The following is a 21630-nucleotide window of genomic DNA, read 5'->3' on the forward strand; positions in this document are numbered from 1 at the left end:
TCTGTTTTTATTTCTGTGCCAGACGACCTGCTGCCTTTGCTTTCTGTAACCAAGCAGGAACTGTTGTATTCAGGAATTTCTCTTTAGCTGCTTTTTCTGCATCCATATCCAAACCGATATATTGCTGTGCTTTAGCCTTAGTAGAAATATCAGGCATTGGAACTTCTCCTGTAAAACCGTTCTTCACTAATACTTTGGATACTGCCAAACGAGCTTGCATAGCACGATCGAGTCCATGAGAAAGTATTCTTTGAATTTCCTGAGGAGCATGGAACGAACCACCATGTGAAGCAACCCCAAAATCCCAACGCCATTGTGCCTGACGAATCAAAGCAAGTACGTCTTTCATCTGGTCTTCTGTAGCTCCGGCATCCCAAGCATATTTTGCTTCGATATGTGCTTTTGCAAGTTCCTGTTCCAAACGGTTACGGATTTCATTCGCTTTGCGTTGGCGTTCGTAAACGTTGTTTCGCAATGTTTCTTCACTCTCGCGATGACAGGCCTGACAAGTACGGTCTATCATTGCCAAAGGACTTTGTATATGGTGATCACTGAATTTCACACCACCTTCACTCTTATACGGCATGTGACAATCGGCACAAGAGACACCTCTCTGTCCATGAATCCCCATCTGCGCAATTTCATAATCAGGATGTTGAGCTTTCAAAATCGGAGTACGGCTCAACTTGTGAATATAATCATAAAAACCTGCCTCATCATAATATGCTTCCATATCTTCTACTGTGAAACCTTTATCCCAAGGGAATGTCAGATATTTGCCATCACCTTTGAAATAATATTCTACGTGACACTGTGCACATACCAGCGAACGCATCTCTTGCGGAGTAGCTTTCGTGATATCCTTACCTTGACGTTGGAAAGCCTCAATCAAAGCCGGACGACTGATATGAAGATTCATCGTTTCCGAATCGTGACAATCGGAACACCCGATCGGATTCACGATTTCATCACCAAATGCAGCCCATTTATTATGATAAAATGAATCTACGCCAAGAGCTTCCATCATACGAGGAACATCCGGGCTTTTACATGTCCAGCAAGTAGAAGGTTGAGGACCTTCAGTCGGATTCATAGGTGCTCCGGTACGCAGGGATGCAGTTATATCTTCAATAGCATGCATGTGTCCACGTGGAGTAGAATAATCTTTAGAGAATGCATATCCAGCCCAGAGAACAACCATCTCAGGACGTTTTTCCAACACATCAACTGCTATATTCCCATTAAACTCACTCTCAAAATCAGTCTTGGCTGTTTCCGTCCACGTCTGATATTCACGAGGAAAATCATCGTTATAGCGTTCATTACGAGCCTCAATCCCTTTGATAACGTTTTTACGATTATTGAATATGCTTGCTACTTCTGCTCTCCGTTCCATCAGCGCAGAAACACACAATCCCAAAACAAAAACAACAACCATTGAACCTCCGAACAATAGCCATCCTTGCCATGATTTTAATTTCTTTTCCATCATTATATATTGGTTTTATTATTTATGCTGCATTATTGATCATTCATCATTTTCCGAAGCCACTCCGGTACAGGAGATTTCGGATAAGGCACAATAGCTGCCGGAGTACTGGAAAGTGAGTTCTTTCCACCATGAGGTACATCACGATGACAATCCCAACAAGCTTTTCCTTCTCCAACTTGTGACATCATATAGTCTATCTTTCCCGTCTTCACAATTTCCATATTCAATTGTGTATGGCAACGGATACAGTTATTCATAATTACTTGAGAACTGGCTTCATGAGCCTGAATTACCTGCGGCTCACTTTTCGTAAGGAATGCGGCTACATGTTTCATTCCATCCATTCCTTTGAACACCCATTTCTTCACTGCATTTTCATGAGGAACGTGACAATCATTGCAAGTTGCATTTCGGGCATGGGAACTATGAAACCAGGTTGCGTAATAAGGTGCCATGATGTGACAGTTCACACAGGCTGCCGGATCATCACCCAGATAAGTATGTGCCCGAAGCTGATACATGAATAAGCCCCCTCCACCTACAATAATACCGGTAATAATGACTGCCGTCACTTTCCACCTGTACGAAGGGAATATTCGATTTAGAATTGGAAACTTCATCATATAAAAAAGTATTTTTCACAAAGATAAAGGTTTAGAAATAAAAGAAACGTAATATCTATTACACTTTTTAAAGAAAAGATTTGGTTCTAAATTGAGAAAACAGCCTGCGATTCTGCAGCATATAGCCACATGAATAACCATTAGGCAATAAAGATATAAATTAATTATTGTATTGCAAAGGTAAGTTATTGGTAAGAAAAAGAATATCTTTGTGATTTAGTTTTTTAAATGCAGCAGGAGATTAATGAGAAACTTTGCAGCCATTGATTTTGAAACCGCAAATGAACAACGTACCAGCGTATGTAGTGTCGGAATAGTTATTGTACGGAACGGAAAGATTGTAGACAGAATATACAGTCTCATTCGTCCCTGCCCCAACTATTATACACAATGGACTACTGCTGTTCACGGTTTGACAGCCATTGATACGGCAGAAGCCAATGACTTTCCTACCGTCTGGTTGGAAATAGCACCACGCATCCAAGGTCTGCCACTCGTGGCACATAATAGCCCTTTTGATGAAGGATGTTTAAAAGCTGTTTATGAAATCTATAAGATGACTTATCCGGATTATAAGTTTTATTGTACTTGCCGAGCTTCCCGAAAAACATTCAAAAAAGAACTCCCCAATCACCAATTACATACAGTTGCAGCAAGATGTGGATATGACTTGACCAATCATCACCATGCGTTGGCAGATGCAGAAGCCTGTGCCCAAATTGCAATGCAGATTATTCCTGAACCTGATTATAATCTGACACTAAAATGGTAGAAAAGATCAGTGAAAGAGGGTGTCCGACACCCTCATAGATAAATAAATTAAAGTTGCCGGTGAATAAATATTCCATCAATCCAGTAAGTCGCATGATTGGACTTGAATTTCAGTAACACATAATTTGGATCGGTAGGACCACCGGGAAAATGAGCAATAAACCACTCTTGCCAAAGTTCCGCTTTCTGTTTCTCATCTGTCACGACTTCTACTTCTCCCGTTAAAGCTACACTATCTCCTTTTTCATAAAAGCATAACCCCGCTTTCGGATTGGAACGAAAATCCTTAGTCTTCAATGACTCAGCTCCGGTAGCCATCCATACAACAGAAATACCTTCGGTTGCTATTTTACTAATTGGAACGGGACGTGGATACCCTTCTTTATTGATTGAAGTCAATACGACGACCTCACATTGCTGCAACAACTCTGCTGCCTGTTCTTGTAACGTTTTCCTTGTCATAAATCAATTGTTTTTAAATTTGATGACACAAAGATAATGGATAGAAAAACCGCTTTATTGTAAAAAATCGACTTTTATGATTCTACATAAGTCAATGTGATATCATCCGGGACCGTAAGCGAAAGAAACGAACCGGGTGTATTACCAGATAAGGCTTTGATCTCTTTGGAGAAATGTGACAGATCATAATATCCGGCATCAATAGCAGTAGATAATAAATTAGCTGTGGTACTGTTTCGAAGTAAATCAATCGCATTTTTGAACTTGACAATCCGGCTATATTCTTTAGGAGTGAATCCGGTGCAATGTTTGAATTTTCGTTCAAAATGCCGTTGGCACATACAGACTTCATCCATCAAATTAATCATGGACAACTTTCCCTTGAATTGGTTGATGGTATTCACTGCGAAAACAATACGGGCGTCTGCGGATTGATAATAATGTTGGAGATATAATAAAAGATATTCTTCTACCAACCGGATGCGCCCATTAATATGTTTCTGTTCACTAAGTCTTTCTACAAAAGTCTCCTCAAAAACAGATGACATATCACTTGTACTGATTCTCTGATTGGCAAATTCATTCAAAGGAAGCTTAGTAAAACAAGATAACCCGCAAGGTAGAAAACGAACTCCGAACATATGTACTGATTCGGTATATATTACCAACTCCGAATATCTGGTCATCGGTCCCACAAAGAAAGAACGATAGGGTTGCATAACTTGTACCTCTTTCTCAACAGCGTTGGCAATTTCTCCAAACGTAAATATAAAGTCAGCACACCCATCCGGCAAGATATGGACACGCATCCCATATTCCGGATTTCCTTTAAACTCCCAATAATTATCAATATATGGAGCCAATATAGGAGAAGGTTGATATTCAGTGTACATTCTCTATTTTTGTGTACAAATATAGTAAATAACTTCTAATTGAGAATTCACACTGAGAAAAACAGATATAATAATTAAGTAGGGCACCACCAACATCATTACTAACAGTAACAATGATCAGCGTTGCCCTAACAAAACAACTAACTATGAAATTCGTTTAGAGAATAGACTTAGCAATACCCATTTCCAATCCGCGAAGCTCCGCCAATCCGCGAAGACGACCTAAACAAGAGTAACCCGGATTTGTCTTTTTCTTCAAATCGTCAATCATCTGATGACCATGATCGGGACGCATAGCGATCGAACATCCGCGACGTTGTTGCAACAGAATCAGATTTTTCATAACATTGTACATATCTACATCACCTTCCAAGTGGTTTGCTTCATGGAAATTACCTTCAGCATCACGTTGCGTACTACGTAAGTGTACAAAGTTCACCCGATCACCCCAGCGTTCCATCATACCTGCCAAATCATTATCGGCGCGTACTCCAAGAGAACCTGTACACAAGCAAAGACCATTCGATTCGTTAGGTACAGCCTCGACCAATTTCTTAAAGTCTTCCTCTGTACTCATAATACGCGGTAAACCTAAAATGGTATAAGGGGGATCGTCCGGATGGATCACCAGCTTCACCCCTACTTCGTCGGCAACCGGTGTAATCTCTTTCAGGAAGAAAATCAAATTAGCACGAAGCTTCTCAGCGTCTATATCGTTATATCTATCCAGAGCCTCTTGGAATTGCTCTACAGTAAAGCTTTCCTCCGAACCCGGCAAACCGGCAATCATGTTACGAACCAACAATTTCTTGTCATCTTCACTCATTTGTTCGAAACGTGCTTTTGCTTTAGCTATTTCTTCCGGAGTATAGTCTTTTTCTGCTCCCGGACGTTTTAGGATGAAAAGATCAAAAGCTACAAAAGCTGCTTTTTCAAAGCGAAGTGCTCTGGAACCATCAGGCATAGTGTAAGCCAAGTCTGTACGAGTCCAGTCCAATACAGGCATAAAGTTGTAAGTAACTACCATTACACCACACTTAGCCAGATTACGGATACTTTCTTTATAGTTCTCGATATATTTCATGAATTCTCCGGTTTGCGTCTTGATATGTTCGTGTACAGGTACACTTTCGACAACCGACCACGTCAAACCCACTTCTTCAATCATTTGCTTACGCTTCATGATCTCTTCTACTGTCCATACTTCGCCATTCGGAATATGGTGAAGAGCATTTACTATACCGGTAGCGCCGGCTTGTTTGATATCCCACAAGCTCACAGGGTCATTCGGACCATACCAACGCCAAGTTTGTTCACATAAAAACATTTTGTTCAGTTATTAAATATATAGTATTATTGTTTAGATAGAAAATGCATCGAAACCACCGTCGATAACTGCTACTGTACCTGTTACGAAGTTAGAAGCATCACTTATTAAATAATGAATTGTTCCATAAAGGTCTTCCGGTTCACCAAAACGATTAAAAGGAGTATGAGCTAAAATAGTTCTCGAACGGTCGGTCAATGAACCGTCAGGATTAGTCAGCAATGCACGATTCTGATCGGTTAGGAAGAAACCTGGAGCAATCGCATTTACACGTAGACCGTTACCGAATTTCAAAGCCAACTCACCGGCCATATATTTAGTAAAATTCGCAATAGCAGCTTTAGCTGCACCATAACCGACAACACGAGTCAATGGACGAAGAGCTGATTCAGAACAGAAGTTTACAATAGAACCTTTCTTTTGTTCAACCATCACCTCAGCAAACACCATCGTAGGCAATACTGTACCAAACAGATTCAAATCTACTACTTTCTTGAAAGCGTCTACTTGCAGATCAAAGAATGTTTTATCTGGCGCGATAGTAGCTCCCGCCATGTTTCCACCGGCAGCATTAAGCAACACATCAATACGTCCGTAAGCCTTCATAATCTCTGCTTTATTACCTTGCAAGATTTCTTTGTCCATTACATCTGTATATAGAAACATAGCTTCGTTACCTTCAGCTTTTATGCTCTCTACCAAAGCTTTTCCAGCCTCTTCACTTCTGTCGAGAATTACTACTTTTGCACCTTCTTTTGCAAGATAAGCAGCAATTCCTTTACCCAAGATTCCGGCTCCACCGGTGATAACAACAACTTTACCTTTTACATTAAATAATTCATTCATAACTTCTTGATTTTTATATTGTTTATAACATATTATTCAGATAATATTTCAAGTTCTCTTTCAGGAGAATATCAATCGGCATCAGGTTTACTTTCTCCAAACTCTGTTTAAACAACAGATGATTACATAAAGATTTGATGCCATCATATCCCTGTTTTTCAGGGCGTTGTGCAACTAATGCAGTTATCACACCTTCAGAAAGCAACTGTGTATTACGTTTGATTAGATCATAACCAACCAGTTTTACAGACTTCATTTCTCTCGCCTTTAAGTAATTTCCCAAAATATAACAAGTTGAATTAAAGATAACAGCACCTGCAATATTCGGATTCATTCCAAATATCTCATCTAATTTCATGAAATTGTATACCGAATCATCAATTTTTAGTTCTACTTCATACAGCTTTCCGCCGAAACCGATTTCTTTTAGGTAACGGCAAAAACCTTCTCTGCGGTTCTTTCCCTGATTAGAGTCATTCTTCCCATTATGAGTAATTCGCGCCATCAGAATATCGGAAGTAGAAGAAAGTCTGTCTGTCAGCAATCGGGCAGCTATTACTCCTGCATCATAAGATTCCGTTCCGTAATAAGCCAATTGATGTTGTCCTTCAATATTGGAATCTACGTAGATATAAGGTATATCATTTTTATCCAGTTCCAAGGAAAGACGAATAACAGAATCAGTAAACAAGGTAGCAATCAGGACTCCATCTACTCTCTCATCAAATAATTTACGAATTATATCATCAAACGTTTTATTATTATACTGATCAAAAAAGAGCTTGGTAATGGTTACGTTATAGGATTCCATTTCTAAAGCAGCTTTATCAATACCTTCTGAAATGGCCTCCCAATATTCACCCTTAGTAAAAAAAGGAGTAATTGCCACAAAATGATATTGTTTTTTAGAAGCTAAAGAACGTGCCATCAAATTAGGTTGATAATGAACCATATCGAGAATAGCCTGAACCTTCTTCCGGTTCTCTTCCGAAACTTTTCCACGACTATGAATCACCCTATCTACCGTACCGATAGAAACTCCCGCCATTTTAGCGATGTCTACAATACGTATATTTGAGAATTCTTTATCCATTACCAAACAAGTTGATTATTTTTCGTTGCAAATTTAAAATGAATTATTGAAATCGGCAATAGTGTGTGCGTACACACATATTACTCTAAATAGATTAAATTACTATAAATCAAAATATTATAAAACAAAGGAATAGTTATACATGCTGTTAAACATAATAAAAAGAAGAAATACAATAACAAAAGAAGAGATACATCGTCTGTTATAACAAATAAAGAAGAAGAAATTACCATTGAGAAAAGAAGAAAACACATACAAATAGGAGAAAATGTGTACGAACACACCAACACCATATTCATCTATCGAATAAAGATGAAATTACCTCACTTTTTATACGAACTGAAAGTTTAAGATATTCAATAAAGAACTTCCATCATCTTATAATCCTTTCTAATTTGGTGTAAATGAAACAACTCCAATATCGAGCAGTGCATTTATAAAATAGGGATTATTATAACGTTTCTTTCTGTTAGACATCCCCTAAAACGCATCTCTTCATTATGCAAATCACTAAAAACAGATAAATAATTCATCAATCGGTTAAGTCAAACCGCTGAAAATTTAAAATAATTCTATATCTTTGCCAATATGAAAAACATAAAAAAAATAATCATTATTATGGTTTGCTACCTGCTGGTGTTACCGGCACAGGCTCAAACAAAGTCCGAGAAAAATAGCTGGCGTTTAGGAATCCAATCTTATACTTTCCATCTTTTTTCTTTGACGGAGGCGCTTGATAAAACAGAAGAGTTAGGGATAAAATATATTGAGGTTTATCCCGGTCATAAATTAGGTAGTAAATGGGGAGACAAAGTTTTCGACTTTAACCTGGACCTCCAGACTCAAAAAGAGTTGCGGGAATTTGCCGCTTCTAAAGGAATAAAGATCGTCGGAACCGGAGTTTTCGTAACTGATAACCCTACTGATTGGGAAAAGATGTTCAAGTTCGCCCACAACATGAAGTTGGAATTCATCACCTGCGAGCCTGCTTTGAAAGATTGGGACTTGGTGGAGAAACTTGCCAAACAATATAAAATTAAAGTTTCCGTCCATAATCATCCGAAACCTTCAGATTACTGGAATCCCGATAATTTACTAAATGCTATTTCCCACCGCAGTAAGCTATTAGGCTCATGTGCAGATGTCGGTCATTGGCGTAGAGAAGGTCTGGATCAGATTGACTGCCTGATAAAATTAGAAGGTCGTATTGTTTCTTTGCATTTCAAAGATATCGCACCTAAAATAGAAGGCGAAAAAGAACAACACGATGTAATCTGGGGAACAGGCATTCTGGATGTAAAAAGTATGTTGAAAGAATTGAAACGGCAGAATTTCAAAGGTGTATTCTCTATCGAATATGAATATAACTGGAATAATTCGATACCTGATATTAAGGAATGTATCAACTATTTTAACAAAGCAATCAAGCAACTTAATTAGAAAGAGTTGTTCATTGAAAACACAGATTGAAGATATTACACCTAGCTTATAAAAGACTTAATGTTATCTTATCAATCTGCGTTTTTATATAGCTGCAGTACCTATATACCCCTAACCATATCCTTTATTTCTCTAACTTCTCCTTTACTTTACCAGCCACTTTATCAGCTTGCTCAGCCACCTTATCAGCAACTTGTGCTCCTGCTTCCACTGCTCTTACACCTAAATGTCTGGCTTTTTTTTCCGCATCAGCAGCAGCCAATTCGGCATCCTGACCGATACGATGGATAGCGTCATAAATATCACTTTCAAGTTTCTTCACTCTGGCAGTACGTGACAAACGATAAGCTACAGCACCAAGGACAGACCCAATTCCAAGTCCAATCCAGAAATTTCCATGTTTACATCCCATAATTAAGTTTCAAGTTTTAATTGATTAAAAATATAATGATAATAATTCTATCTAAATAAAGAAGCAATCCATAATACCAGAATAGCTCCCACAGTAGCAGTAATCAAACTGCCGATCAATCCGGAAGCAGCCAGTCCGAAAAGACCGAATACCCAACCACCTAATATTCCTCCGAGAATACCAAGTAACAAATTTATGATAAGGCCGAAGCCTCCTCCACGCATGATTTTGCCAGCAAGAAACCCGGCTACAATACCTATAACAATATACCAAATAAAGCCCATACTATTCCTTTTTTTACTTTTAGAACAGTAGGTACAGAGGAAAGTTCAATCATTCAAAAATGAATTAACGACAATTTAGAATACTTAGTTTTAAAGTTTAAAGGTTCTTTATCTAAGAAAACGCATTCTTTATCTCCCCCTTATTTGAAATATATTCTCTATTTTATTACAAACAAATATATTGATACAAATGATATATTAAAAATTAGTGACTTCACAGCTTCCTCCCTAAAACTTCTAGATAAAAAACTTCTTCTAACCTATACATCATGAATGTCAGATATTAACAGTATCCAGCAAACTAATATCAAATTAATATGAACTGCCAACATGTCAAGTTAATCGTAATATATTTATTTTCTTTTTTCATCTATTTCATATTCAAAATTTTTCGTCTATACTCCATTCATTTTTCGGAGTTTGAAAGCACTCTGCCAAAGATATGACCTGAGCTACGGTTTGGCTAATGTTTGATTTAGCCATATCCGGCTCCATTGCTTTCTCTAAAGACATAGGGGCAGAGAGAATAGAGAAAATTCCCTGAAAACCAATTTGCCTCAGGAGTTCGGAATCCTTCACACTACCTACTACAGCAACAACAGGTATAGATTGTTTTCGTGCTTCTTGAAGTACCCCCGATGGTACCTTCCCCATAATAGACTGACGATCGATCCTTCCTTCTCCTGTAATAATCAAATCGGCTCCTCTAATCCTTTCAGCAAAATTCAGCATCTGAAACAACAAATCAATTCCCGATTTCAGTTCAGCGTTTAGAAACGCAAGAAAGGCTCCTCCTAAACCTCCTGCCGCCCCTGCACCCGGCACATGAGTGATTATTTTTCCAGTTACCGATTCAATCACTTTAGATAATAAGTACATTCCCGCATCCAATTCTTCAATCATTGCACTATTAGCACCTTTCTGGCGGGCAAATATATAGGCAGCTCCTTGTGGGCCACAAAAAGAATTACACACATCACAGGCTATTGTAAAATGGGAGTCTTTTAAAGCCGGATGAAGAGAAGAACAATCAATAGTAGCCACCTGCCTCATCACCTTACCACCGACTCCTAATATATTTCCATTGACATCAAACAATCGAATACCCAAAGCCTGCAACATTCCAAGCCCGGCATCATTGGTTGCACTTCCTCCTATACCTATGATAAACTTCCGGCATCCGTACTCCAAAGCATCCAAAATAAGTTCTCCCGTCCCGAAAGTAGTAGTCAGCATAGGATTTCGCTCCGACTCCATTAATAAAGGCAGTCCGTTTACAGCAGCCATTTCAATCAAAGCAGTTTCTCCATCTCCCGAAATTCCATAACAAGTCTTCCTCTGACGCATCAAAGGATCATTTGCGAAAACCTCTCGATAAGTACCATGGGTAGCCTCAACAGAAATTTCTAATATCCCCTCACCACCATCCGCTATTGGAATAAGAATCACATCACAATCCGGACAAACTTTCTTAATTCCTTCTTCGGCAGCTTTCTCTACCTCGGCAGATGACAGACAGCCCTTAAAAGAATCCATTGCAACTACTACTTTCTTCATATCTTTTCAAATTAACTGTTACAAATATATCGAGAAACAGGAAGTTTATCTACCTTTGCAGCCAATTTTTCAGGAACATCTCAAAAAGAAATAGGTATTATGGTACAAAATCAAGAACAACCAGTCGGAAAAATTACATTTTCCATTTTAATAGGGTTGAGTCTTTCACATTGTCTCAATGATTTGTTACAATCCGTCCTCTCAGCGTCCTATCCATTATTCAAAGATGATTTGTCGCTTAGTTTTGCCCAGATTGGTCTGATTACATTGGTTTATCAGTTATCTGCATCCGTATTTCAGCCAATTACCGGGATCATTTTCGATAAACATCCCATAGCTTGGTCATTACCCATCGGAATGAGTTTCACTATGGTTGGATTAGTCAGTCTGGCTTTTGCCACTAATCTTCATTGGATATTACTTTCGGTGTTCTTAATTGGAATTGGCTCTTCAGTTCTGCATCCTGAAGCATCCCGTATTACCTTTTTGGCTTCAGGTGGAAAACGTGGACTTGCACAATCTTTGTTTCAGGTAGGTGGTAATTTCGGCGGTTCATTAGGTCCTTTATTAGTAGCCTTACTTGTAGCACCTTACGGAAGACAACATATTGCAATCTTTGCTTTTGTTGCACTGGCTGCTATCGGAGTGATGTATCCCATTTGCAAATGGTATAAATCTTACCTGACACGTATGAAAACACAAACTGTCAGCGTCAGAAATACAATGAAGCTTCCCTTGCCTATGGACAAGACAGCTATCTCCATTGGAATATTGCTGATACTGATCTTTTCGAAGTATATTTATATGGCAAGTTTGACGAGTTTCTATACTTTCTACCTGATTCATAAGTTCAATGTAACCGTACAGGAATCACAGCTATATTTGTTTATATTTCTGGTCGCCACAGCTATCGGAACATTAGTAGGAGGACCTTTAGGAGATCGTATCGGTAGGAAATATGTAATTTGGGCCTCTATTTTAGGCGCAGCACCATTTAGTTTGCTAATGCCACACGCCAGTCTGGAATGGACCATTATTCTCAGTTTCTGTGTGGGATTAACCCTTTCTTCTGCTTTTCCCGCCATTCTATTATATGCACAAGAGTTACTTCCCAGCAAACTCGGACTGATTTCAGGGCTTTTCTTTGGGTTTGCTTTCGGAGTAGCTGGAGTTGCTTCAGCTGTATTAGGAAACATGGCGGATCATTATGGTATAGAAGCTGTTTATAATGTATGCGCCTACATGCCATTATTAGGATTAGTCACATGGTTCTTGCCTAATTTGAAAAAGAAACAAAAATATAACCTTTAATGATTGTCAATAGTCAATATACTAATTAAAATAGATGTTTCCGTACTATAACACTGCATTCCAAAATTTCTTATTCAATATTGGGAAATAATGTATAGTACGGAAATTTCACCTTATATGTTTACTTCAATTTATCTAATCAATCTGTCAAACTTCCATTCATTTAGAATAAAGGTATTGGGAAAGAACGTATTTCCCCGCTCAAACGTGAATAAGTTACCCAAATATTTTGGTCTTGGTCAGAACACCCCATACGTGCATCCATCATTTGTTCAAGTGTATCGTTCAAACTGGTCTAATTCCCTCTATAATGGAGGTTGAATACGGACCTTATTATATTCCGGACCGGCAAGATTATTCTTACAACCTGAAACTTTCCAATTATCGGGTCCCCAGCCTTTTCCGGTATATCCAATATGAAGAGACCTGTGGAAGCAACAAAGCACCTACCAAGAAAGTAAAAAAGACGTGTCCGCCATTTATATGTTTAAGTAATGAAAATGTACATAGTGTCGTTGAAAGTGTGATTTTCATGTTTGTAAATTAATAGATTATAAGTTCTATAGAAAGATATTACATTAATTTTTGCGTCATATCCCTACTAATAAGATTTATCTTTTATTCTACAGCTATACAAAAATAGCCGATATGCGTCATCCCGACGTACACCGGCTCACATGTTAAGGTCAAAGTCAAAAAATCAAGAGAGCTATTTAAAGATTCGGGTTAGCATTTATTTCTTTTTCCGGAATAGCATACAAATAGTAAGTACTATTTGGAGTAAACGGTTTCTTGTTAGGGAATTTAAGGAACCAATGTCCCAACGGATTACGTTTGGCAAAAGTACCGTCTTCCTGCAAACAATCAACTTGGGTCTTTTGTACTTCTTCCGATAGAGCAGTACGTTCTACCGCTTGCTGTGTACGAAGTACATCAGTAATACCAAATCCTTCTCCCCAAAGTTCACGACGACGTTCCATCAAAATTTCTTTGATCACATCGTCTTCGGATTTACCGGTCAGATCGTAATCACCTACTCCACGCGCTTGGCGCAATGTATTCAACGGTATGACAGCTTGCTGCAATGCTACTCCGTCACGAACTTTTGCTTCTGCTTCTATCAAATACATTTCAGCAGCACGCATCAGTACGATATCAGCTGTATCATCCGCGCGCATTTGGAATTTTTTATATCCCAGGTAACCTTCACGCATCCATTGAAACAGGGGTAGACGAATATCTCCCTCCGTAAATGTATCCTTTAAATGAGGATCTGCCATAAAACTGCTATATCCACCAACATATATGGGATCTAAATACAAAAAGTTATAACTTGCATCCGATTGAGAAGGAATTTGCGGAAAACCCCATATCCATTCCTTATTGGATACGTTATTAAAACCTCCATATTCAGCCGTTGTTGTCATTAACGAATATCCTTCACGAGCAGCTTCTGCTGCTTTGGCAGCTTCTCCCCATTGTCCGGTCAATAAATAAGCACGAGCTAAAAGCCCATTGATGACTGCCGTATTGGGTTTAAACTTCTGATTATCGCCACCACGAGCATAATTCTTGAGATAATCTTGTGCCAGATTCAAATCATCAAAGATACGCTGATACACTTGTGCCACAGACGACTTTCCTTTTGGCACTGAGGTATAGGTATTAGGCTCTGTATAAATTGGTACGCAAGGAGCATCTTTATCCTTCAGATAAGTGAACTGATAGTGTTGCACCAAATGCAAATAACAAAAAGCCCGTAAAACTAATGCTTGTCCTTGTGACTGCCGAAGCTTTTCCGAGTCGCCCTTTATAGAAAGGGCTGTATTACAATTATCAATCGTCTTATACATCAGATACCAGGCAAATGCCGTTCTGTTATTGGAAGGAATTGCCACATCACCAAACTGATATGAAGAATTGAAACCGTATTTTGGACGGGACACAACGTCGCTCGCCATCATATCGTCTTGACATTGAAGTGCACGATAACCGACATTGGCAAGCGTACTGGTATATTCAAACAGATTATACCATGCACCATTAAAGAGTGCTTCCGCATTTTCCGGGACAGGAACTTTATCAGAATCTACCGCATCCGTAGGATCCGTATTCAAGAAACTACTGCTACAGCTTGTCACCAGGAAGAATCCTGCAACTACTGTTAGAATGGATTTTATTTTTATCTTCTTCATCATTTATGTTGCATTTAAAAAGAAATATTAATGCCGCCGGAAATCGTTCGCATAGCCGGATAACGGTAATAAGTGATACCTGTAATCCCCTGTTCCGGATCTAATCCCTGATTCCGATGGATTGTAAATAGATTGTCTCCCTGCACATATACCTGCACTTCTCCTAACGCAATTCTGTCAATCCATTGTTTGGGCAATGTATAAGAAAGTGTCAGGTTTTTCAGACGCATATAGGAGTTATTCTGTAAGAAGCGAGTAGAAGTCGAATTCCAATTATTGGAAGTAGTACTCAAAGCAGGTACATCCGTATATCGGTTTTCAGGGGTCCATCGTTTTAAAATCTCCGTAGACCAATCACGCCCTTCCAAACTACCATTGTGCAGAATCATTGTGATATCACGATTGTAAATATATCCACCAATGCTATATGCAAATACAGCCGAAAGATCAATACCTTTCCAGGAAAGCGAAGTATTAAACCCACCATACACTTTAGGAAGTGAGGATTTATTAATATAATAATTACTAGCCAAAGAATAATCGTTGGTAGTAGTACGACCAATCACATTTTCATTGTCATCTTTCAGATCTTTATACCACAACGGATCTCCGTTTTCAGGATTCACTCCTGCCCACTCTTTCATATAGAAGTCATAAACCGAACGACCTAGCTGCAATTTATTCACTCCGCTTTGTGGCATATCTTTCAATGGAAGTTCAGTTACCTTATTTTTATAATGAGTCAGGTTTATACCAAGTTTCCATATCCAACCGTTCTGATTGATAATCGTTCCGTTCAGTACCAATTCAATACCGGTATTCTTCAATGCTCCCACATTCTCATCTATCGTATTATATCCCAGAGAAGGTGCTATTGGGCGGGCATATAACAAATCTTTCGAACGTCGCTGAAAAAAGTCAAACGAACCGGAGAAACGGTTATTGAAAAGAGAAAAATCAAGACCTAAATTAAAATTCAGGTTAGTCTCCCATTTCAAGTTAGGAGTTGCCATACGACTGGATATCAGCGCATTTTCACCCAAATTCGAAACTATTGTATAAAGCCCTTTACTTGCATAATACGTACCCAGATTATCATTTCCCTGTGCGCCATAACTCATTTTTAAGGTTAGAGCAGACAACCAATCGATAGTAGCAGCCATAAAATTCTCACGATCTATACGCCAGGATGCACCTAAGGACCAGAAGTTACCCCAACGTGTTCCAGGTGCAAACCGGGAAGAGCCGTCTCGACGGTAAGAAGCTGAGAAGAAATATTTATTCTGATAATCATATAATAACTGTGACAGATAACCTACCAATGCATAATCTATACGATATCCCGACCCTCCTGTCAGTTGTGAACCGACTACCAATTCCGGCATATCAGGTTGTGACATTTTAGAACGGGAAGCTGTCAGTTCATCATAACGATACGAATAGGCTTCCATTCCTGCCAGAATATTAAAATGATGATCACCAATCGTTTTATCGTAAGTGGCGATATTATTCCAAGTCCAAGAGAAAGTCCTGGAATTGAGGCGACTTGCTCCACCACCGTTTATGGCTGCGGGACCCAATTTGATATTCGTATAATCTAATGTATTATAGTTAATCAAATCGAAGTTAAAACTCGTCTTGAACTTCAGTCCTTCAATAATAGTTGCTTCCAGAAACGTACGACCGGAGAATTCATCTTTCATCCTTTCGGACTTATCCGTCGGTAATGTAGCCGGTAAATTCCAGTTTGCCATTGATCCTGAAGGACGATATGAACCGAAATCATAAATACGATCTCCATTTTCATCCAACCGAAAACTCCCATCTGCGTTCCTTTCATAGATAGGATAGAAACCGGGCATGGTACGTCCGGCAGTAATCACATTACTAGTCTTTGAATCCGAAGATACCGGATAGTTCTGCATTGAATGGGCAAAGCTGAGGTTTACACTTCCTTTCAGCCAGGAAGTCATTTCACTTGTCACATTTGAACGCAGATTAAAGCGTTGATAACCAGACTCAAGCGCTATACCTTTATCATTCAGATATCCTGCTGAGAAAAAGTATTGATTGGATTTACCACCACCGGAAACACTCAGATTTAAATCTGTCCGAAGTGCTTGTTGCTCCATAGCATCACTCCAATTGGAATTCCACAACGGACGTGCACCATTCACCAGTTTACCATCTGTACCGACAGGCTGAGAGTATTGCAGACCATAAGGATTCGGACCGTCTCCCATCAACTTAGTAACTAAATCTTTGGAGGCCTGTATAGCCGCAGTTGCAGAGGTATAATCGGAACTACTAGCATATTGATTTCTAAGTGCCTCCCAATATAATTCAAAATATTGATTAGTACTGACACGGTCGTAATCACGAACGGCTCGATTAGAACCTCCCAAAGTAGCTTTTATCTTCACTGTCGGTTTAGACTCCTGCTGACCTTGTTTTGTTGTGATAATAATTACACCGTTAGCACCACGCGAACCGTACAAAGCAGCAGAGGCCGCATCCTTCAATACTGTCATAGAGGCTATATCATCGGGATTAATAGAATTGACACTACCATCAAACGGAACCCCATCCACCACATACAACGGAGCACTGGAAGCATTGATAGAACCGATACCACGAATGCGAATCTCTGCATCCGTACCAGGCTGTCCACTGGCTGCACTAGCCTGTACACCCGCCACCGTTCCCTCCAATACACGTGAAATACTGGAAGTTTGCAGTTTTTCAATTTCTCCGGCTTTCATCGTCGAGGCCGCTCCGGTAAAACTATACTTTTTAGCTGTGGTATAAGCTACCACCATTACTTCATCCAATTCTTTGCTTTCCGCTTCCATAGTAACATTAATCGTGTTCCGACCATCCACTACTTGTTCAACGGTTTTCAAGCCGAGAAAACGAAATATTAATGTTCCATTCGCCGGAACTTCAATTGAATAATTTCCATCTATATTAGTGATTGTACCGGTAGAGGTACCTTTTACTTGCACGGAAACGCCGGGTAAAGGTTCGCCTTCAGAGCTCACTGTACCCGTTACGCGTTTATCCTGCTGCACTCCCGCATATATTATATTTCCCGTCGAGAGCAAAAGAAACGTCATGATCAGACGAAAATAAATTCTCATAATTTTGTGGTTTAGGATTTATTTGCTTGCTGTAACTAACAGTACAGTGAAGTTTATTGTTTAGGAAACAAAACATTTTTTAGATGATTATTAGTATAAATCCAAGAAAGGTCGTACTTTCGTAAAACGAATTAGGCCCAACTGACAAAAGGAATCACATGATAAAACGATTTGTTCTTTATCTTTTTCTATCTATGTCGTTCTCCCTACAGGCTCAGACTGAGAGGAAGGATACACTTGTCTGCAACAGTAAACAAACAGATACCATCCCCACCAAATCCGGCACTTTCAAAAGAGCAATCAAGAAGTTCCTGAATTTCAGTGATTTTGATACGATCTATATTAGTCCTAATCGTTACAATTACGCACTCATGATCACTCATTTCAGCAATTTCGAATATTATTCTGTCACCAGTACTCAGCCGCAGCCGCAGAAGTTGAGTTTTTCACCCAATCCTCACAATAAAATTGGTCTTTATTTTGGTTGGCGATGGATCTTTCTGGGATGGTCTTTCGATGTGGATGATATCTACCGGAAAACAAACCGGAAGAATAAAGGAACCGAATTCGACTTGAGTCTTTATAGTTCTAAATTTGGTGTGGATATCTTCTACCGCCGTACGGGTAATAATTATAAGATTCATAAAATAAAAGGATTCCCAGAAGAAATACCATCGGATTATACCGCCAATTTCAATGGAATGAAAGTAGATATAAAAGGATTGAATCTATACTACATATTTAATAATCGTAGATTCTCCTATCCTGCAGCTTTTAGCCAATCAACCAATCAACGGCTTAATGCAGGTTCATTCATTGCCGGTTTTTCAATCTCCAAACATAATCTGGATTTTGAATATACACAATTACCGGATATTATTCAAGAGCACATGAATTCCGGAATGAAAGTACAAAATATAAAATATACGAATGCTAATATCAGTTTCGGCTATGCCTACAACTGGGTCTTTGCACGCAACTGTCTGGCCTGTCTTTCTCTCACTCCCGCTATTGCTTATAAAGCGTCCGACGTAGATGCAGAAGTCCGCGAAGGAAGAAAATGGTACGGCAAATTCAATCTGGATTTCCTTATTCGTGCAGGGATTGTCTACAACAATGGAAAATACTTTGTGGGTACTTCATTTGTCGGAAAGAACTATAATTATCATCGAGGCAATTTCTCTCTTGACAATGGTTTCGGTACACTTCAGATATATGCCGGCTTCAATTTCAATGTACGTAAACAATATCGGAAAAGTAAATAAAGATTTGTTTATCCATAGATTCTTCGTACATTTGTCCCGTTCTATTCAAATAAGGACACGAACCTGATGAAGAAACAATATCACATACAGACTACACGCACCCTTCCCCGTTTCCAATACTGGGGCAGAAAAAACTATGCCGCTTTTGCTAGTTTGGGACGTGAATTTCAGATTGGTCATCTACATACCAATGTGATAGATGTTGCGCTTCAGAAACAGGACGTCAAAGTAACTATCTCATCCCAAACATTTATGACACTTAAAGAAATTAAAGACCAAGTGCTGTCAGGGGTCGAACTATCGCCCGAACAAGCTGCTTGGCTCGCCAACATGGCGGACGGCGATGCGCTCTACGCTGCTGCGCACGAAATTACTGTCGCATGTGCTTCACACGAATTCGACATGTGTTCCATCATTAATGCCAAGTCCGGAAGGTGTCCGGAGAATTGTAAATGGTGTGCACAATCTTCCCACTATCAGACTAAAGCGGATATTTACGACCTCCTCCCCGCAGAAGAATGCCTCCGACAGGCAAAATACAACGAAAATCAAGACGTCAATCGTTTCTCCCTCGTCACCAGTGGACGAAAACCTTCTCCCAAACAGATTACCCAACTTTGTGATACGGTAAGTCATATTCGAAAACATTCATCGATTCAACTTTGTGCTTCATTGGGATTACTCAATGAAGGAGAATTAAAAGCACTTCATGATGCAGGGATTACCCGTTATCACTGTAATCTGGAAACGGCTCCCTCCTACTTTCCACAACTTTGTTCCACTCATACGCAAGAGCAAAAATTGGCTACACTTGATGCAGCACGCCGAGTAGGCATGGATATTTGTTGTGGAGGTATTATTGGTATGGGAGAAACTATGGAACAACGCATTGAATTTGCTTTTACCCTTGCAAAACTGAATGTCCAGTCTATTCCTATCAATCTGTTAAGTCCTATACCGGGCACTCCTCTCGAAAAGGAAAAGCCGTTAAGTGTAGAAGAGATACTGAGGACCATTGCATTATTCCGATTTATTAATCCCACAGCATTTCTACGTTTTGCCGGAGGACGTTCGCAGCTCAGTACGGAAGCTATGCAAAAGGCATTGTATATCGGAATCAATTCGGCAATAGTCGGTGATCTTCTTACCACTCTAGGCTCTAAGGTATCCGATGATAAACAGATGATTCTGAAAGAAGGATATCATTTTGCCGATTCACAATTCGATCGGGAGCATTTGTGGCATCCTTATACTTCTACGACAGACCCGCTTCCTGTGTATAAAGTGAAACGGGCGGAAGGTGCAACCATCACATTGGAAAGCGGACAGGAATTGATTGAAGGAATGTCTTCCTGGTGGTGTGCGGTACACGGATATAATCATCCTATACTCAATCAGGCTGCGAAAGAACAGTTAGATAAAATGTCTCATGTCATGTTTGGAGGATTGACACACGATCCTGCAATAGAATTAGGCAAGTTAATCCTTCCTTTAGTTCCCCCTTCTATGCAGAAGATTTTCTATGCAGATTCAGGATCGGTAGCGGTTGAAGTCGCTATGAAAATGGCTGTTCAGTATTGGTATGCTGCAGGAAAATCCAGCAAAAACAATTTCGTAACGATTCGGTCCGGTTATCATGGAGACACATGGAATGCCATGTCTGTTTGTGATCCGGTCACAGGAATGCATAATCTTTTCGGGACTTCTCTTCCGGTTCGTTATTTTGTACCTTCCCCTGTTTCTAAATTTGGGGAAGAATGGCAACCGGCAGATATTGAACCGCTACGAAAAGTGATTGAAGAGCATTCCAATGATTTGGCAGCACTGATTCTGGAACCAATTGTTCAGGGTGCCGGTGGTATGCGGTTCTATCATCCGCAATATCTAAAAGAGGCTTCCCGTCTTTGTCAAAAACATAATATCTTGCTTATTTTTGATGAGATCGCTACTGGATTCGGACGTACCGGGAAACTCTTTGCCTGGGAACATGCGCAGGTAGAACCGGATATTATGTGTATTGGTAAGGCACTGACTGGAGGTTATATGACCCTATCTGCTGTATTGGCTAGTAACCGGATAGCTGATACAATTTCCAATCATGCACCAGGAGCCTTTATGCATGGACCTACTTTTATGGGTAATCCGCTTGCTTGTGCTGTGGCATGTGCTTCCGTACGATTATTGTTAGATTCGGGATGGCAGGAGAATGTGAAACGAATCGAAACACAATTGAATGGAGAACTAGCACCCGCTCGTAAACTTCCGCAAATAGCTGATGTACGGGTATTGGGAGCTATCGGAGTCATCGAAACCAAACAGCCTGTAAATATGGCGTATATGCAACGTAGATTTGTAGAAGAAGGAATCTGGGTACGACCATTTGGAAAACTCGTTTATCTGATGCCTCCATTTATTATCACTGATTCCCAATTAAGTAAACTAACTTCCGGATTGCTTAAGATAGTAAAAGAGATGTAGAAGGAAACCGTACAGAAAAGAATTAATTATACTAATGAATA

17 protein-coding genes are annotated in these 21630 nt (G+C 39.5%); 5 read left to right on the forward strand and 12 right to left on the reverse strand.

Annotated features, from left to right (window positions below; translation table 11 throughout):
- Positions 1 to 7: 7 nt before the first annotated feature.
- Both nrfA and nrfH read right to left on the reverse strand, forming a co-directional pair.
- Positions 8 to 1489 carry an ammonia-forming cytochrome c nitrite reductase gene (gene nrfA / locus EJF25_RS16475; protein WP_125042023.1) on the reverse strand — a complete coding sequence of 494 codons (1482 nt, stop codon included), beginning with the start codon at positions 1487 to 1489 and terminating at the stop codon, positions 8 to 10.
- Positions 1490 to 1521: 32 nt separating this feature from the next.
- On the reverse strand, positions 1522 to 2115 hold the full coding sequence (gene nrfH, locus EJF25_RS16480) for a cytochrome c nitrite reductase small subunit (RefSeq protein WP_125041994.1): 594 nt from the start codon (positions 2113 to 2115) through the stop codon (positions 1522 to 1524).
- Positions 2116 to 2359: 244 nt separating this feature from the next.
- Here nrfH and EJF25_RS16485 point away from each other — a divergent pair, with 244 nt between their 5' ends.
- Complete coding sequence (locus EJF25_RS16485) at positions 2360 to 2887, forward strand: 3'-5' exonuclease (RefSeq protein ID WP_125041995.1); 528 nt, start codon at positions 2360 to 2362, stop codon at positions 2885 to 2887.
- Between the two features lie 47 nt (positions 2888 to 2934).
- Here the strand turns inward: EJF25_RS16485 and EJF25_RS16490 are convergent, their stop codons facing one another.
- The 5 genes from EJF25_RS16490 to EJF25_RS16510 form a co-directional block, all read right to left on the reverse strand.
- Positions 2935 to 3348, reverse strand: coding sequence for a pyridoxamine 5'-phosphate oxidase family protein (locus EJF25_RS16490; protein ID WP_125041996.1), 414 nt, complete (start codon positions 3346 to 3348; stop codon positions 2935 to 2937).
- 74 nt (positions 3349 to 3422) lie between these two features.
- Positions 3423 to 4241, reverse strand: coding sequence for an AraC family transcriptional regulator (locus EJF25_RS16495; RefSeq protein ID WP_125041997.1), 819 nt, complete (start codon positions 4239 to 4241; stop codon positions 3423 to 3425).
- A gap of 157 nt (positions 4242 to 4398) precedes the next feature.
- Positions 4399 to 5568, reverse strand: a complete 1170-nt coding sequence (uxuA, locus tag EJF25_RS16500; protein WP_125041998.1) for a mannonate dehydratase — start codon at positions 5566 to 5568, stop codon at positions 4399 to 4401.
- 33 nt (positions 5569 to 5601) lie between these two features.
- Complete coding sequence (locus EJF25_RS16505; RefSeq protein ID WP_125041999.1) at positions 5602 to 6414, reverse strand: SDR family oxidoreductase; 813 nt, start codon at positions 6412 to 6414, stop codon at positions 5602 to 5604.
- Between the two features lie 22 nt (positions 6415 to 6436).
- Positions 6437 to 7507 (reverse strand): LacI family DNA-binding transcriptional regulator, encoded by a 1071-nt coding sequence (locus EJF25_RS16510; protein ID WP_125042000.1) that lies wholly within the window; start codon positions 7505 to 7507, stop codon positions 6437 to 6439.
- A gap of 588 nt (positions 7508 to 8095) precedes the next feature.
- Here EJF25_RS16510 and EJF25_RS16515 point away from each other — a divergent pair.
- Positions 8096 to 8947 carry a sugar phosphate isomerase/epimerase family protein gene (locus tag EJF25_RS16515; protein ID WP_125042001.1) on the forward strand — a complete coding sequence of 284 codons (852 nt, stop codon included), beginning with the start codon at positions 8096 to 8098 and terminating at the stop codon, positions 8945 to 8947.
- A gap of 124 nt (positions 8948 to 9071) precedes the next feature.
- Here EJF25_RS16515 and EJF25_RS16520 read toward each other — a convergent pair whose 3' ends face one another.
- From EJF25_RS16520 to EJF25_RS16530, 3 genes are all read right to left on the reverse strand, one after another.
- On the reverse strand, positions 9072 to 9359 hold the full coding sequence (locus tag EJF25_RS16520) for a YtxH domain-containing protein (RefSeq protein WP_125042002.1): 288 nt from the start codon (positions 9357 to 9359) through the stop codon (positions 9072 to 9074).
- Between the two features lie 47 nt (positions 9360 to 9406).
- A complete protein-coding gene (locus EJF25_RS16525; protein WP_125042003.1) occupies positions 9407 to 9643 on the reverse strand; it encodes a GlsB/YeaQ/YmgE family stress response membrane protein in 237 nt (78 codons plus the stop codon).
- Positions 9644 to 10024: 381 nt separating this feature from the next.
- A complete protein-coding gene (locus EJF25_RS16530; protein ID WP_125042004.1) occupies positions 10025 to 11200 on the reverse strand; it encodes a glycerate kinase in 1176 nt (391 codons plus the stop codon).
- 99 nt (positions 11201 to 11299) lie between these two features.
- On the opposite strand from EJF25_RS16530, the gene EJF25_RS16535 reads away from it, so the two are divergent.
- Complete coding sequence (locus tag EJF25_RS16535) at positions 11300 to 12511, forward strand: MFS transporter (RefSeq protein WP_125042005.1); 1212 nt, start codon at positions 11300 to 11302, stop codon at positions 12509 to 12511.
- A gap of 713 nt (positions 12512 to 13224) precedes the next feature.
- On the opposite strand, the gene EJF25_RS16540 is transcribed toward EJF25_RS16535, so the two are convergent.
- On the reverse strand, positions 13225 to 14706 hold the full coding sequence (locus EJF25_RS16540) for a RagB/SusD family nutrient uptake outer membrane protein (RefSeq protein ID WP_125042024.1): 1482 nt from the start codon (positions 14704 to 14706) through the stop codon (positions 13225 to 13227).
- Between the two features lie 14 nt (positions 14707 to 14720).
- Positions 14721 to 17846 (reverse strand): SusC/RagA family TonB-linked outer membrane protein, encoded by a 3126-nt coding sequence (locus EJF25_RS16545; protein ID WP_125042006.1) that lies wholly within the window; start codon positions 17844 to 17846, stop codon positions 14721 to 14723.
- Between the two features lie 158 nt (positions 17847 to 18004).
- On the opposite strand from EJF25_RS16545, the gene EJF25_RS16550 reads away from it, so the two are divergent.
- A complete protein-coding gene (locus tag EJF25_RS16550; RefSeq protein WP_200832929.1) occupies positions 18005 to 19111 on the forward strand; it encodes a DUF4421 domain-containing protein in 1107 nt (368 codons plus the stop codon).
- Between the two features lie 66 nt (positions 19112 to 19177).
- Positions 19178 to 21589, forward strand: coding sequence for an adenosylmethionine--8-amino-7-oxononanoate transaminase (gene bioA / locus EJF25_RS16555; RefSeq protein WP_125042007.1), 2412 nt, complete (start codon positions 19178 to 19180; stop codon positions 21587 to 21589).
- Positions 21590 to 21630: the final 41 nt, after the last annotated feature.

It is taken from the genome of Bacteroides faecalis (assembly GCF_003865075.1).
Taxonomy (GTDB): Bacteria; Bacteroidota; Bacteroidia; order Bacteroidales; family Bacteroidaceae; genus Bacteroides; species Bacteroides faecalis.